The following is a 14,817-nucleotide window of genomic DNA, read 5'->3' as shown; positions in this document are numbered from 1 at the left end:
TACCCTGCAGATCGATGCGCTGGCAGTCCCCATTAGATGATAAAGTTACCGCCATCCACTGTGAGATAGGCTCCGGTTACAAATGAGGCTTGATTGGAGGCCAGAAAGGCAATGGCGGATGCCATATCTTCAGGTCGGCCGTTCCTCCGCAAAGGAGTCATTTGAGCTATCTGGTTTTTGATCTCCTGTGGCGCTCCGGCGTTTAGATCGGTAAGAATCATTCCTCCACCCACCGTATTGACCCTAATGCCGGCGGGCCCCAGCTCTAGTGCCATATGCTGCATCATCGCCTCCACGCTGGCCTTGGCTACGGCAACGGCTACAGCTATTCCTCCCTCGTTGGGTTGGCGGGCATGAGTAGCGCTGACGAAAAGGATACTTCCTCGTTGTTGCTTCATCATATCCGGAAGAACCGCTTGGCTCGGATAGTAAGCCGCTTGTAATTGACCTCGAACGAATGAGTCCAAAATACACCAATGACTTGCCGTGAAGGGAGCGAGGATGGCTTGAAGCTGTTCGTGGGCCGGAATCTCGGAAGAGGAGCTGCTTGACGCTGGAGCGTTGAGAACCAATGTATCAATGGGGCCGAGAGTCTCACGAACGTGCGAGACCATTCGTTCAACTTCCTCCTGCTTCGTGACGTCCGCTTGAACGGCAAGTGCCGTGCCTCCGGCGCTCTCAATAATTTCCACTACTTCTTGAGCGGCCGTTTTATTACGGTAGTAGTTAACGGCCACACGGGCACCGTTCTGTCCAAGCTGAATCGCCGTTGCTGCACCAATGCCACGACTTCCTCCTGTCACCAAGGCAATACGATCTTTCATCGAGGGCACTTCCATTTTCATACTTATCCATCCCATCTTTAAATAGTTTGCCGGCAAAGTAAAATCCCTTATAAAGCGAATCTCTCCCACTAGGAAAGGTTCGCCAGACCTTGCTGAAGCAGACGACGAAACAAAGCCTGCTCAAGCTCCGTCATATTGAGACAGATACGAGCATCAAGATTTCTCCACACTTGCATGGCTGGCTCATAGAGTTCGCGCCCGGATTCGGTAAGATAGACACGAGAAATACGTGTGTCCTGATCGTCAACTTGACGCCTTACCAAGCCGATACGTTCCATTCGCTGCACCGATTTAGTGACAGTCGGAAGTTCCAGCTTGAGGCGAGCCGCGAGTTGAGATTGAGACAGGCCGTCTTCTTCCCAGAGCAAAAAAAGCACAAACTCTTGCGCCGCATGCAAACCCAACTGCTTAAGTGCTTCTTCGGCCTGCCTGCGGTGTTCTTTGATCAATTGAATGAGAGCGTAAGATACATCATCTTTAAATGAGTTCATAGGTATTGCCCCTCGGTTTTTACTTTGCCGGCTATCTAATACCAAATATAACTCGTTTAGATTCCGAGTGTCAAGGCCGAACTTTGAGGCTATCATCAAACGCTATCTCGCGGAACCGCTTTGCTATCCGTTAAACGCTTCGTCTTCAAATGAAAAAGGTCCCGATGATGTTCATCATCGGGACCTTCATTTCAACTCAGCGATTACCGCCTTACTCCACCGTCACGCTCTTCGCCAGGTTGCGCGGCTTGTCGACGTCGTGGCCGAGAGCCAGCGACGCGTAGTACGACAGCAGCTGCAGCGGGATAACGGACAGAGCCGGCGTCAGCAGCGGCAGCGTGCGAGGGATGGCGAACTGGCGGTCGACCGACTTGGCGACCTCGGCTTCGTGGCCCTCGTTGTAGATGCCGAACACGTGCGCTCCGCGCGCCTTCGTCTCCTTGATGTTGCTGATCGTCTTCTCGTACAGCTCCTCCTGCGTCAGCAGCGCGATGACCGGCACGCCTTCCTCGATCAGCGCCAGCGTGCCGTGCTTCAGCTCGCCGGCCGCGTACGCCTCGGAGTGGATGTAGGAGATCTCCTTCAGCTTCAGCGAGCCCTCCAGCGCGACCGCATAGTCGATGCCGCGGCCGATGAAGAACAGGCTACGGTGATGGGAGATCGACTCCGCGATCCCCTTGATCGTCTCGGCCTGCGCGAGAATCTTCTCGACCTGCTCCGGCAGCGCCTGCATCGCGGCCAGCACGTTCGCGACGAACGCTTCGTCCTGCGTGCCGCGCGTCTGCGCCAGGTGCAGGCCGAACAGATAGAACGCGATCAGCTGGGACGTGTACGCCTTCGTCGAAGCGACGGCGATCTCCGGACCGGCCAGCGTGATGATGACGTCGTCCGCCTCGCGGGCGACCGAGCTGCCGACGACGTTCGTGATCGCCAGCACGCGCGCTCCGCAGCGCTTCGCTTCGCGCAGGGCGGCCAGCGTGTCGGCCGTCTCGCCGGATTGGCTCACGACGATGACGAGCGTGTCAGGCGTGATGATCGGCGAGCGGTAGCGGTATTCCGACGCGACGTCGGTCTCGACCGGAATGCGCGCCAGCTGCTCGATGACCGTCTTGCCGACGAGCCCGGCATGCATCGCGGTGCCGCAGGCGACGATGTGCACGCGGTTGATGCCGCGAAGCTGCTCCGGCGTGATGTTCAGCTCGCTAAGCGCCACGGAACGGCCGTCATCGCTCAGGCGTCCGCGCATCGTGTCGCGGTAAGCCTTCGGCTGCTCGTGGATCTCCTTGAGCATGAAGTGGTCGAAGCCGCCCTTCTCCGCGGTCATCAGGTCCCAATCGACGTGGAACACTTCCTTGGAGATGAAGTTGCCTTCGATCGTCATCAGCTCGACGCCGTCGCGGGTGAGCACCGCCATCTCGCCGTCGTTCAGGATGTAGATGTCGCGCGTATGCTCGAGAATGGCCGGGATGTCGGAGGCGATGAACTTCTCGCCTTCCCCGATGCCGATGATGAGCGGGCTCGCGTACCGAACCGCGACCAGACGGTCCGGCTCGTGCTCGGTCAGCACGCCGAGCGCGAACGCTCCTCTCATTTTCCGAACGGCCTTCTGCACCGCCTTGACGATATCGCCCTCGTACTCGACCGAGATGAGGTGCGAGATGACTTCCGTGTCCGTCTCCGACAGGAAGCGGTGGCCCGCCTGAACGAGCTCTTCCTTCAGTTCGAGATAGTTCTCGATAATGCCGTTATGCACGACGGAGAACTTCAGCGAGTTGTCCGTGTGAGGGTGCGAATTGACGTCGGACGGCTTGCCGTGCGTCGCCCAGCGCGTGTGTCCGATGCCGACCGTTCCGCGTAGCGGCTCGCTCGTCAGGCGGCCCTCCAGGTTGGCCAGGCGTCCGACCGTCTTCGTGATCTCGAGGCCTTGCTCCGTGAACACGGCGATGCCCGCCGAGTCGTAGCCCCGGTATTCCAGCTTCTTGAGCCCTTCGATCAGGATGGGCTGCGATTCCCTATTGCCGATATATCCAACGATTCCGCACATATTCAAATAGACCTCCGCTTCGGATTCCCATCGCCCGGACGAGTCCGAAGTCGGCCGCCATGCAGCTAATTGTTCGTATGAAGCTGAAGCAACAAGTCCGCAAGCGGCCTTCGCTCGGCCCGCCGGACTAATGGATCTGTAATCTTCTCGATATAAAAAAAGCATAGCCCTGCACAGGCCGTTATCCTAACCTCTGCATCGTACCGGAATATTGTCCGCCCGGTTGCCCTGAGCGATTTGTCTTCCGGTTGTCGGCCCCGATGCGGGCCGGGAGGTCCCCGCCGAACGTTCCGAACGCCTCCACCTCGTCAACTTGCCGCCTTCTCCGCGCAACCGCAGGCCTTGACCGCAGCCATGGCCGTACAGCCGAATCCGAACGGGCAGGCTGCCACCGAACCCTCGTTCCGTCCCGGTTCGATTCTCCTGTTGTCCCATCCGGCTTCTTCCCGCGAAGACCGACAAGTTCTGGCGCTATCCGTGCTTATTCTCCCTCTGCCCTGCCTCTCTATTCAAGAATGTACTTTCTATCATATTCGTTTTCAGGACCGCGCGCAACCGCAACGGGCGGATTTCCCGGGAAATGACAAAACCCCCGGGATTTCGACCCGGAGGTTGGATGACAAGAACGGACAATTAGGCGAGTTCCTTGCGAATGACGTTGGCGATCGTCTCGACATGCTCCTCGATCTCGGCGCGATCCGGTCCTTCCGCCATGACGCGAATGAGCGCTTCCGTGCCGGAAGGCCGCACCAGCACCCGGCCGTTGTCGCCAAGGGCGTTCTCCGCCGACGCGACGGCCGCTTCGATCGCCGCGTTGCCGGGGTAACGCGATTTGTCCGCCACGCGCACGTTGACGAGCACCTGCGGATACTTGCGCATGACCTTCTTCAGCTCGCTCAGCTTGCGCCCCGACGCCTTCAGCGTATCCGCCAGCTGCAGCCCGGTCAGGATGCCGTCGCCGGTCGTATTGTAATCGAGGAAAATAACGTGGCCCGACTGCTCCCCGCCCAGGTTGTAGCCGCCGCGCACCATCTCTTCCATGACGTAGCGATCGCCTACGGCCGTGCGGGCCGTCTTCAGGCCGATCTTCTCCGCCGCCTTGAAGAAGCCGATGTTGCTCATGACCGTCGTGACGACGGTGTCGTGCTTCAGACGGCCGTCCCGCTTCATCGCGTCGCCGCAGATGCACAGGACGTAGTCGCCGTCGACTTCTTCGCCGTTCTCGTCGATGGCGATGAGCCGGTCCGCGTCGCCGTCGAAGGCCAGGCCCAGATCGGCGCCGTGCTCCTTCACCTTCGCCGCCAGCATCTCCGGATGCGTAGACCCGACGCCGTCGTTAATGTTCAGGCCGTTCGGCTCCGCTCCGTAAGCGATGACCTCGGCGCCCAGCTCGCGGAACAACTCCGGTGCCAGCTCGTAAGCGGCGCCGTGAGCGCAGTCCAGCACGATCTTCAGCCCGGCCAAGGGATTCTTCACCGTCGTCTTCAGGAATTCGACGTACAGGTGCTTCGCTTCCAGGTCCGTCGTCACCGTGCCGATTCCGCCGCCGACCGGCCGAGGCAGCGTATCCTCCTCGGCGTCCATCAGCCGCTCGATCTCGGCCTCCGTCTCGTCCAGCAGCTTGAAGCCGTCGCCGCCGAAGAACTTGATGCCGTTGTCGTCCACCGGGTTGTGCGACGCCGAGATCATGACGCCCGCGTCCGCCTTCAGCGTCCGGGTCAAGTACGCCACCGCCGGCGTGCTGACGACGCCGAGGCGGATGACGTCCGCTCCGATCGAGAGCAGGCCCGCGACGAGCGCGCTCTCCAGCAGCGGCCCCGAGATTCTCGTGTCCAGGCCGATGACGACCTTGGGACGCTCCGCCTGGCCCGCGAGGACCACGCCTCCGCAACGACCGATCCGATAAGCCAGCTCCGGCGTCAATTCTCGATTGGCTACTCCTCTAACGCCGTCCGTTCCGAAATATTTACCCATATCTATCGTATCTTCTCCTTCATCGCTGTACTCTCCAGGCGCCGAGGGTCAGTCTCCTTACCTTACTCCTTGGCTACTCCTCCGGCGCCTGGGCTTCTTCGTTGTTCGCGCCTCCGGCCGATTCGGAACCTATGCCGGAGCCCGAGCCGGAGCCCGAGCCGGCTTCGCCCCCCGCTCCGCCGCGATGCGCCTCATCCGTGCCGCCGGTCCCGCTTCCCGAGTCCGCCGCGCCCGTGCCTCCGCTTGTTCCATCGCCCTCTCCGTCGTTCGGAGTCGCGATGGCCGGCTCGTCGCTCGCAATCTCGACCGTCACGGACATATTGCCGCCCGCTTGGTCGATGAATCGCGGCGAATTCACGACGATCGGCACCGTGTACGTCCCCGGCCCGCGGCCGCTCAGATCGGCCACCACGTCGACGTCGCCGGGCTGCAGCCTGTCGAGCATCGCCGGAGCCCCTTGAACCGTAATATCGACCTTCTCCGTCGACGGATCGACGATTCTCGCGTGCAGCCCTTCGCCGAGCCCCTCGATCGTGACCGGGAGCCCCTGGATCGAGCGGGTCGACGACAGGACGACGTCGACGTCCACGTTCACTTCCGCCGGCGAATATTCCGTGATCGCGTCCAAGCCCTGCAGCTTGATCGTCGCCTTGCCCGACTTCGTCAGCTGGCCGAGCTGAACGTCCGCCTCGACGAATTCGATCTTGTCCAGCACGTTCTGCGGCCCGTAGATCGTCACCTGCTCCGCGTCCGGCTTGAACGAAGCGATGCTGAGGCCGGGCGGCATATGCCCGAGCAGCTTGAATTGAAGCGGAACGGTCTTGTACGGGTTGGTGATCGGCACGTCGACCTCCAGCACGGCCGGATCGAGCAAGGCGCCTTCGATCGGGTTGCCGCCGGAGTCGTAAGCGGCGAGCTTCACGCTCTTGCTCTTGATCGTCTTGTTCTCCCCTTCGACCGAGACGGTTCCCGCGACCTTGACGACTCTGGACAGCTCGCCGGACGGCAGCGTCACGTGAACCCGGTTGGTCGGCCGCAGGATCGGGATGCCGGCCTTGTAGCCTTGGGCCGGCGTCCCCTTCGTCGCGATCTCGACCTCGAATTCCTTCGTCTGCAGCTCCTCCACGGTCACCTTCACCGTATCCGGCGTCATGGACACGAGGTCCACGCCGCGCGGCAATTCCGCCTTCAATGTCAGCGTATGCTCCCCTTCGGTCGCCGTGCTTAAGTCGACCCGAACGCGGTAATCCTCCGTCGTCGCGCGCAGCAGGTCCGACCTCGTCCCCCGCACCGTCAGCTTGACGGTCTGGGGATCGAAGCCTTGCAGCACGTAGCTTCGCTCGTTCAGCCCGTAGGGCTGCACCTTCACCGCGGAGAACGTCTTCGTCTCCAGCGAAGACGTGACGGGCGGCGTCGGCTGGGAATCGTCGAAGTGCACGACCGCCCACAGGATGAGGGCGAGAGCCAGCGCGACCAGCTTCATCGCGGTCGGATTGCTCAGCCATTTATCCACGGCCGTCACCGTCCTTCCGCCTCCAGAACGCCAGCTGCGTCCAATCCCAGCTCTGCTTCGTCTTCGGGCGCAGCTCCTCGAACAGCTTCGAGATCAGCGACTCTTCCTTGATGTCGCGGACGATCTGGCCGTTCATCGCCAAGGAGACTTGTCCGGTCTCTTCGGAGACGACGACGGAGATGGCGTCGCACACCTCGCTGATGCCGATGGCCGCGCGATGGCGCGTTCCGAGCTCCTTGCTGATGAAGGGATTCTCGGACAGCGGCAGATAACAGCCCGCGGCCATAATCTGCGATTCGCGGACGATAACCGCCCCGTCGTGGAGCGGCGTATTCGGGATGAAGATGTTGATCAGAAGCTCGGAGCTCATCTTCGATTCCATCTTGATGCCGGACTCGATATACTCGTTAATGCCCGTCTTGCGTTCGAAGACGATTAACGCTCCGATTTTCCGCCGGGCCAAGTAGTTGACCGCCTTGATCACTTCGCCGATCTGCTGGCTGATGTCCTGGTCGGCCGCCGTCCGGCTGAACAGCTTGCTGCGCCCGAGCTGCTCGAGCGCCCTTCGAAGCTCCGGTTGGAAAATAATCAAGACCGTCATGACGCCGAAGGGGAACAGCTGGTTCATGACCCACTTCAGCGTGTATAGATTAAGCCAGGTGGCGAGCGCCCACGTAATAATAAGCAGGAAGATCCCCTTGAGCAGTTGGACCGCCCGCGTGCCCCGGACAAGCTGGATCATCTTGTAGATCAAATAGCTGACGATCAGAATGTCGGCGGCGTCTTTAATGGCGCTCTTCCAGGTTAGTGTTTGAAAATAATCTTCCAAGACGCACCCCCCGTTTGGCGTCTCGATCGGGATTCCCGAATCTTGTCAGAATACGCTTAGGATATATCTTTATTGAGTTCTCTACTCCCATGCCGAAATCCTGTCTGAAGTGCAAAAAAACCTCCCTTAGTCCCAGGGAGGCGCCCCTATCCGTCCGGATGCGGGTTCATGTTCTCGTTAGGAACCGTAAGCGATCGTATCGAACCACGACGTGACCTTGTACCAGGCCCAGTCGACCGCGCGGTCGATCGTCTTGATCTTCCCGGCGATATGGGCGGTCGAAGCGAGCGTCACGTTGCCGTCGATGATCGTCAAGTTGCCCTGAACGTCGCCGAGCACCTCGGCCACGCCGTTCTCGATCGTCAGATCCCCGGCGACCTTCTGCCCGGCGGGCACGATGACCTTGTTGCCTTCGATCACCACGTGCTCCAGATCCGCGCCGCGAACCGTCAGCTGCTGGCTCTGGTTCCACATGGCGACGAAGCTGGAGACCATGACGACGAGGAACATCGCGGCCGCGGAGACGGCCGGATGACGGCGTACCCAGGTCGTCCACGTCTTCGGACTGCGCGTCTTGGGCAGCGACTTCATGATCCGGTAAGCCATATAATCGGGCGCGTTCGCCGGCTTCGGAACCGAGCGGATCAGCGCGTCCGTCTTCTCGAGAGCTTCGAGCCGCTCGCGGCATTCGGGACAATCGGCGAGATGGGCCTGCAGCTCCTTCGTCTGCTCCGGCGGCAGCTCGCGATCCAGATAATCGTGCATATATGCGATGGCGGCGTTGCATTTCATAAGTTGAGCCATCCCCTTCTACATCGGAGGTCCTTCTCCGTAGCGATTGCTTCTATAATGTACGCTGCGAAATCGTCGCGGTTTCGGAAAATATGCGTTCGTGCGCTCAAAGCTTGTTCTCCAATTTCTTCCGCATGAATTCGCGCCCTCGATGCACCCGGGTCTTCACGGTCGTGACCGGCATGTCCAGCACTTCCGAGATCTCCTGCAAGGACATGTCCTGCATGTACCTCAGCACCATGACCGACTTGTACTTCGCGGGCAGCGTCTCGATCGCGTCCCGAATAATCCGCTGCGTCTCCGACAACAGAAGCTCGCTCTCCGGAGTGCGGTCGTCGCTCGGCATCATCGCGTATCCGTCCAAGCCCTCGTGATCGGAGTTCTCCGCGTCCAGCGAATAGATCGGCCGCCTCTTGCGCAGCCTGTCTATGCACAGATTGGTCGCGATCCGGTAGATCCACGTCGAGAACTTCTGGTTCTCGTCGTACCGGTCCAGGTGCTTGTATACTCTCAGGAAGCTCTCCTGAACGACGTCCTCCGCCTCCTGGCGATTGTTCATCATCCGGTAGGCGAGATGGAACAGTTTGTCCTTGTATAAATCCACGATCTCCGCGAACGCCCGCTGGTCGCCCTTCCGGGCCAGCCTCGCAAGCCGCGTCTCTATTGGCTTCAAGTTCCATCCTCCGATAACGAACGCATAAATGCTCCTAGCCTAAATGGTAATCGACGCCTTCTCAAAAAGCAAGGAGCCGCCCGCGGTCGATTCCGACCCGCCGGACAGCTCCTCGATCATGCCTAATGCGATTGCGGATCGCCGCGCCGTCAGCCCGTATTGCGAAGTCCCGCCGCGATTCCGTTAATGGTGAGCAGCACTTCGCGCAGCAGCTCGGCGTCGTCTTCGCCGCCCGCGCGCTTCTCCCGCAGCTCCGACAGCAGTTGCACCTGCAAGTAGCTGAGGGGGTCGACGTACGGGTTGCGCAGCCGGATCGACTCCTGGATGACCGGCACGTTGTCCAGAATCTCTTCCTGGCCGGTAATGTCCAGAATCATCGCCTTCGTCAGAGCGTACTCCTCTTCGATCAGCGTGAAGATCCGGGTGCGGATCTCGTCGTCCTTGATCATCGCCGCGTATTTGCTCGCGATCAGCAGGTCCGCCTTGGCGAGAGCCATCTGCAGGTTGTCGATCAGCGTCCTGAAGAACGAGTATTCGCGGTACATCGTGCGCAGCGTCTCCAGCTTCGCCGGGTCGTCGCCGACGTACTTCTTGAACGCCGTGCCGGCCGCGTACCACGCCGGGAGCAGATAACGGCTCTGCGTCCAGGAGAACACCCACGGGATGGCGCGAAGGTCCTCGAAGCGTTCGCTGTTCTTCCGCTTGGAAGGACGGGAGCCGATGTTCAGCTCGCCGACTTCGGAGAGCGGCGTCGATTCCTTGAAGAACGTCATGAAGCCGGGATCGCGGAAGATCAGGTCCTGGTACTTCGTCTGAGCGGTCTCCGAGATGCTAGGCATAATCTCGTCCCATTGCGGCTCGCACGCCTTCTCCTTGGAAGGATGGCGGGCCAGCCAAGCCGCCTTCACGAGAGCGCTCGTCGCCTGCTCCAGGCTCCGGTACGCGATGCCCTGCATCGAATAGCGGGAGGTCAGAACCTCGCCCTGCTCCGTGATCTTGATGCCCGCGCCGATCGTGCTCGGCGGCTGGGCGAGAATGCTGCGGTTCAGCGGCATGCCGCCGCGTCCGAGGGCGCCGCCGCGTCCGTGGAAGAACTTGAGGCGGACGTCGTAATCCTTCGCCATCTCGGTCAGGCCGTTGAGCGCCATGCGCAGCTCCCAGTTCGCCGTCACCATGCCGCCGTCCTTGTTGCTGTCGGAGTAGCCGAGCATGATCTCGTGCTGGTTGCCCATCGCGGCCACCGTCTGGCGGTAGACCGGAAGCTCGAACAGCGTCTTCATGATGTCCGGAGCGGCATGCAGGTCGTCGATCGTCTCGAACAGCGGCACCGATTGAAGCGTGCTGACGATCGAGCCGTCGCTCTCGCGGCGGAACAGGCCCGCTTCCTTCGCGAACACCATGACCTCCAGCATGTCGCTGGCTCCCTGGGTCATGCTGATCAGATAGCTCGTGATGCAGGCCCGGCCGAATTCCTGCTGAGCGCGGTAGATCGTGCGGAAGACGTCCAGGCATTCCTTCGTGTTCTCGCTCAGATCCGCGTTCTCGTGCAGCAGAGGACGGGAATCGGACAGCAGCTTATGCAGCAGCTCGATCTTCTCCTCCTCGGACAGAGAAGCGTAATCCGCGGCGACGCCCGCCTTCGCGAGCACCTCGGCCATCGCGTTCTCGTGCTCCTTGCTGTGCTGGCGCACGTCCAGGGCGGCGAGGTGGAAGCCGAACAGCTCGACTTGGCGGATCAGCTTCTTGAGGTACGTATCCGCCACGAAGTCGGCGTAATGGTGGCGCAGGCTGCGGTCGATGAGCTGCAGCTCCTCGACGAATTCCGAAGCGTCGTTGTAACGCTGCTTCGTGCCCTTGGTCTGCTCGTTGCGCATATTCTGCAGCTTCTGAATCATATAAGTCAGCTTGATGCGGTAAGGCTCCTTCTCGTTCGTCCACGCCTCGACCGTCTTCAGCTCCACGTCGGCGCGGTCCTGCTCGATCGAGCGGAGCAGCTCCTCATGGACCTCGACGATGCTCGTGCAGAAGCTCATCTTCCTCATGAGCGCCCGAAGCAGCGTCTCGTACTTGTGAATGACGAGCCCGCGCTGAATGTTCAGCGTGCGCCACGTCACGTTGGCGGTCACGGACGGGTTGCCGTCGCGGTCGCCGCCGATCCACGAGCCGAAGCGCAGGTATGTCGGAACGTGCCAGCTCCGCTCCGGATAATACTTGCCGAGGCAGCGCTCCAGCTCCTCGTACACGTCCGGAAGCACGTCGAACAGCGTCTCGTTGAAGAAGTACATCCCGTTGCGCACTTCGTCGATAACCGTCGGCTTGCGGTCGCGCAGCTCGTCCGTCTGCCACAAGGTCAGCACCTCGTTCAGCAGCTGGTCGCGCAGCTTCTCCCGTTCGCGGTACGTCAGATTCGGATTGTCGAGCTCCATCATCTCGTCGGCGATCCGCTTATGGATATCGAGCACCGCGCGGCGCATCGCTTCCGTCGGATGCGCGGTCATGACCAGCTCGAGGGAGATCCCTTGCAGCAGCTCCTGCACTTCCTCCAGCGGCGTGCCCGCGTCCTTCAAGTCCTGGATCGCGCTCTCGATCGATCCCGGCTGGACCGCCTCTCCGGCCGAACGCTCGTAATCGCGCTTGCGGCGAATCCGATGGTTCTGTTCGGCGATATTGACCAACTGGAAGTAAATGGCGAAGGCACGGATTACCTGGTGCCGGATATCCGGGGCCAGATTGCCGATCGCGTTCAGGAACTCGTCATATAGCTCCGGAACGAAGTCGGCTCGCAGCGCCTTGCTCGTCTCGCGAATTCTCTCCACATGCTCAAGCAGCTCGCGGCCGCCCTGATGAACCAGTACTTCGCCGAGAATGTTGCCCAGAAATCGGACGTCGCGGCGAAGCAGATGATTCGAGGACGGACGGCTTGCGGTAGCCAGTTCAGTCATCTCTCTCACCTCACGCATTGCTGTGCTGTCTCTTAACACCCTTCTAAATATCATACTACAAATGATATTGAAAATCTGCCCCCGTATCAAATAATGTGATGAATTCGTGAACGCCTTTCCCGGCGAGGAAGAATACGCTAATTTTGGATTCGACTTTTGCTTTCGACAAAAACGGTGTTACATCTCGTATCGTTCTTGTTATACTGTACCCAAAAGTTCGGAATCCGACACTAGTCGGGTTCCCCCCATCCCTTCAAAGATAGGTGCGTGATTGGCCATGAGGGGCTTCACCGTTTACTCTTCCAAACGTCCCGCGCTCCCGGATCGCCGGCAACCGGAGCCCAAATCCCTATTCGCCAAGCTGTACCGGCATCTGCCGGCCCTTCTGACGGCGGGCTTCTTCGCCTTCGGGCTGGTTCTCCTCGCTTATCGGACCGCTCCCGTTCTCGTTCCCTCATCGGATTCCGATTCCATCGAAGCCCCGTTCGCATCCGCGCCGCCGCTGACCCTTCTCTATGCCTGGCTGACTCAGCTGCCGCTTCGGCAAGCGGCCGTCGTCTGGAGCCTCGGGACTCTCGCCGCTTACGGCGCCGCGATCTGGCTGGCCGTACGTCTCGCATATAAGGGCAAACGGCGTCTGCCCCGCCTGTTCATCGCTTCGATCGCCCTGCTCCTTCCCCCTTTCCACGAGGAGCTTCGCCACTTCGGGCCGGGTGTCCTGACGCTAGCCCTCTTCCTGCTCTCCTTCTACGGGCTCGAGCGCAACCGCGCGAAGGCCGCGGGCATTCCGCTTGGAATCGCCCTTGCGTTCGCTCCGGGCGCCTCCGCGATTCTCCTCTGGTTCTTCCGCAGAGGGAAGAAGGATTGCGTCGCTGCCGCTCTGCTGACGATGGCTGCGGCGATTCTTGCAACCGCTGTCTTCGCCGGTTATCGCGTCTATGAGGATTATTTCGCCTTGCTCGCCTCCGTCTTCCCGGATAACTTCGTATGGAACGCCCTCGCCGGCTCGGGCTTGTCGCCCTTCCAGACCCGGTTCGCCTACTGCTTCTACCTCCTCGCGTTCGCCCTGGTCGTCGCCGTCCTCCCCGATCTGCGCCGCTCGACCGGCAGCCGCTTCGACTTCTTGATCGGGGCTATGTGCGCCCTCTGGTTCTCCCCGATGCAGGGAAGCCCGGACCGGCTTCTTCTGTTCATCGGTTATGCGATCGTCGTCGGAATCGTCGTGGAAAAGTATGCGGAATCCGCGGCGCCTCTGCGCCTTGCCGCGGGGGAGCGATGGGGAGCGGCCTGCCTGCTGCTCTCGGCTGCGCTGCTCGCGATCCCGGCCGGAACGGCATCGGACGCATCCGCTCCCGTTCTCGCCATGGCTTCGGTCCATCTCCTGTCGATCCCAATTTTGCTTCTGTCCCGCAAGCTCGGGAAGACGCAGTCGCGACGGACGATTCCGCTGAAGGATTATCGCCTGCGCAAATCCCGCCATGGAGGATAATCAAAATCGGCCCTGCGGGCGCAATAGCCCGCAGGGCCGATCGGCGTTTGCTTTTATTATTCCGCGTCGTCTTGTCATGGAAAACAAAAAAAGAAGCCTTCTCCGAAGGCTTCTTCGATCATTTGAAAAGTTGGAGCGGGTGATGGGAATCGAACCCACGCCATCAGCTTGGAAGGCTGAGGTTCTACCATTGAACTACACCCGCACGGATCTTACATGGTCGGGACGACACGATTCGAACATGCGACCCCCTGGTCCCAAACCAGGTGCTCTACCAAGCTGAGCTACGTCCCGTAAAACTTAATCGTTATGGCGCGCCCTGAGAGATTCGAACTCCCGGCCTTTAGATTCGTAGTCTAACGCTCTATCCAGCTGAGCTAAGGGCGCATATGGAGCGGAAAACGGGATTCGAACCCGCGACCTTCTCGTTGGCAACGAGATGCTCTACCACTGAGCTATTTCCGCATATCAAGGTGTGGTGCGCGTGGAGGGACTTGAACCCCCACGGTTGCCCGCCAGATCCTAAGTCTGGTGCGTCTGCCAATTCCGCCACACGCGCAGGTGGCAAACAATCACTGGTGAGCCATGAAGGACTCGAACCTTCGACACCCTGATTAAAAGTCAGGTGCTCTACCAACTGAGCTAATGGCTCGAACAGTTGGCTGGGGATCTAGGATTCGAACCTAGGAATGACGGAGTCAAAGTCCGTTGCCTTACCGCTTGGCTAATCCCCAGCGATAAGAATTCGATGGTGGAGGCTGAGGGGATCGAACCCCCGACCCTCTGCTTGTAAGGCAGATGCTCTCCCAGCTGAGCTAAGCCTCCGAAAGTGGTGACCCGTAGGGGATTCGAACCCCTGTTACCTCCGTGAAAGGGAGGTGTCTTAACCCCTTGACCAACGGGCCTTATGAAGGTAATGGAGCTCTCAACCGGGATCGAACCGGTGACCTCATCCTTACCATGGATGCACTCTACCTACTGAGCTATGAGAGCATGATTGGTTCCGGCCCGGCAACTTCCTACTCTCCCAGGACCCTGCGGTCCAAGTACCATCGGCGTTAGAGGGCTTAACGGTCGTGTTCGAGATGGGAACGCGTGGAACCCCTCTGCCATCATCACCGGACCGGATTTTTCAGCAGCGAATAGCATGTTACCATGTTTTCGCGGCTTTGTACAGCGGTAATTTCTACCACTATTCATCAAGGCTTGCGCCTTGATAACCGGA

At 60.1% G+C, this 14,817-nt stretch carries 10 protein-coding genes, 10 tRNA genes and 1 rRNA gene; 1 reads left to right on the top strand and 20 read right to left on the bottom strand.

Annotated features, from left to right (window positions below):
* Positions 1-32 precede the first annotated feature (32 nt).
* The 9 genes from H7B90_RS07230 to ppc form a co-directional block, all read right to left on the bottom strand.
* Complete coding sequence (locus H7B90_RS07230) at positions 33-845, bottom strand: SDR family NAD(P)-dependent oxidoreductase (RefSeq protein ID WP_221481949.1); 813 nt, start codon at positions 843-845, stop codon at positions 33-35.
* 68 nt (positions 846-913) lie between these two features.
* Positions 914-1,336, bottom strand: a complete 423-nt coding sequence (locus tag H7B90_RS07225) for a MarR family winged helix-turn-helix transcriptional regulator (RefSeq protein ID WP_185135184.1) — start codon at positions 1,334-1,336, stop codon at positions 914-916.
* A gap of 211 nt (positions 1,337-1,547) precedes the next feature.
* On the bottom strand, positions 1,548-3,380 hold the full coding sequence (glmS, locus tag H7B90_RS07220) for a glutamine--fructose-6-phosphate transaminase (isomerizing) (protein WP_185135183.1): 1,833 nt from the start codon (positions 3,378-3,380) through the stop codon (positions 1,548-1,550).
* 633 nt (positions 3,381-4,013) lie between these two features.
* The gene (glmM, locus tag H7B90_RS07215; RefSeq protein ID WP_185135182.1) at positions 4,014-5,354 is read right to left on the bottom strand and encodes a phosphoglucosamine mutase; all 1,341 of its coding nucleotides are present in this window, start codon (positions 5,352-5,354) and stop codon (positions 4,014-4,016) included.
* Between the two features lie 73 nt (positions 5,355-5,427).
* Entirely contained in the window at positions 5,428-6,876 is a 1,449-nt protein-coding gene (locus H7B90_RS07210; RefSeq protein WP_185135181.1) for a CdaR family protein, read from the bottom strand.
* Positions 6,860-7,696, bottom strand: a complete 837-nt coding sequence (gene cdaA, locus H7B90_RS07205; protein WP_185135180.1) for a diadenylate cyclase CdaA — start codon at positions 7,694-7,696, stop codon at positions 6,860-6,862. Before cdaA ends, H7B90_RS07210 begins: the two co-directional genes overlap by 17 nt.
* A gap of 177 nt (positions 7,697-7,873) precedes the next feature.
* Positions 7,874-8,488, bottom strand: a complete 615-nt coding sequence (locus tag H7B90_RS07200; RefSeq protein ID WP_185135179.1) for a zf-HC2 domain-containing protein — start codon at positions 8,486-8,488, stop codon at positions 7,874-7,876.
* 106 nt (positions 8,489-8,594) lie between these two features.
* Positions 8,595-9,152, bottom strand: coding sequence for an RNA polymerase sigma factor SigW (gene sigW, locus H7B90_RS07195; RefSeq protein WP_373315994.1), 558 nt, complete (start codon positions 9,150-9,152; stop codon positions 8,595-8,597).
* A 158-nt stretch (positions 9,153-9,310) separates the two neighbouring features.
* Positions 9,311-12,103, bottom strand: a complete 2,793-nt coding sequence (ppc, locus tag H7B90_RS07190; RefSeq protein WP_185135177.1) for a phosphoenolpyruvate carboxylase — start codon at positions 12,101-12,103, stop codon at positions 9,311-9,313.
* Between the two features lie 277 nt (positions 12,104-12,380).
* On the opposite strand from ppc, the gene H7B90_RS07185 reads away from it, so the two are divergent.
* On the top strand, positions 12,381-13,592 hold the full coding sequence (locus H7B90_RS07185; RefSeq protein ID WP_185135176.1) for a glycosyltransferase family 87 protein: 1,212 nt from the start codon (positions 12,381-12,383) through the stop codon (positions 13,590-13,592).
* 131 nt (positions 13,593-13,723) lie between these two features.
* Here H7B90_RS07185 and H7B90_RS07180 read toward each other — a convergent pair.
* From H7B90_RS07180 to rrf, 11 genes are all read right to left on the bottom strand, one after another.
* Positions 13,724-13,797 (bottom strand) — tRNA-Gly (locus H7B90_RS07180).
* A 12-nt stretch (positions 13,798-13,809) separates the two neighbouring features.
* A tRNA-Pro gene (locus H7B90_RS07175) sits at positions 13,810-13,886 on the bottom strand.
* 16 nt (positions 13,887-13,902) lie between these two features.
* Positions 13,903-13,979, bottom strand: a tRNA-Arg gene (locus H7B90_RS07170).
* 3 nt (positions 13,980-13,982) lie between these two features.
* Positions 13,983-14,057, bottom strand: a tRNA-Gly gene (locus tag H7B90_RS07165).
* Positions 14,058-14,068: 11 nt separating this feature from the next.
* A tRNA-Leu gene (locus H7B90_RS07160) sits at positions 14,069-14,151 on the bottom strand.
* 17 nt (positions 14,152-14,168) lie between these two features.
* Positions 14,169-14,244: transfer RNA gene (locus H7B90_RS07155), tRNA-Lys, on the bottom strand.
* Positions 14,245-14,251: 7 nt separating this feature from the next.
* Positions 14,252-14,326 (bottom strand) — tRNA-Gln (locus H7B90_RS07150).
* A 15-nt stretch (positions 14,327-14,341) separates the two neighbouring features.
* A tRNA-Val gene (locus H7B90_RS07145) sits at positions 14,342-14,417 on the bottom strand.
* A gap of 5 nt (positions 14,418-14,422) precedes the next feature.
* A tRNA-Glu gene (locus H7B90_RS07140) sits at positions 14,423-14,497 on the bottom strand.
* Positions 14,498-14,509: 12 nt separating this feature from the next.
* Positions 14,510-14,585, bottom strand: a tRNA-Thr gene (locus H7B90_RS07135).
* A gap of 13 nt (positions 14,586-14,598) precedes the next feature.
* Positions 14,599-14,715, bottom strand: a 5S ribosomal RNA gene (gene rrf, locus H7B90_RS07130).
* Positions 14,716-14,817 lie beyond the last annotated feature (102 nt).

The organism is Cohnella xylanilytica, assembly GCF_014212175.1.
Taxonomy (GTDB): domain Bacteria; phylum Bacillota; class Bacilli; order Paenibacillales; family Paenibacillaceae; genus Cohnella; species Cohnella xylanilytica.
The sequence above is the reverse complement of the archived record's forward strand: the minus strand, read 5'-3'. Positions and strand labels throughout refer to the sequence as shown.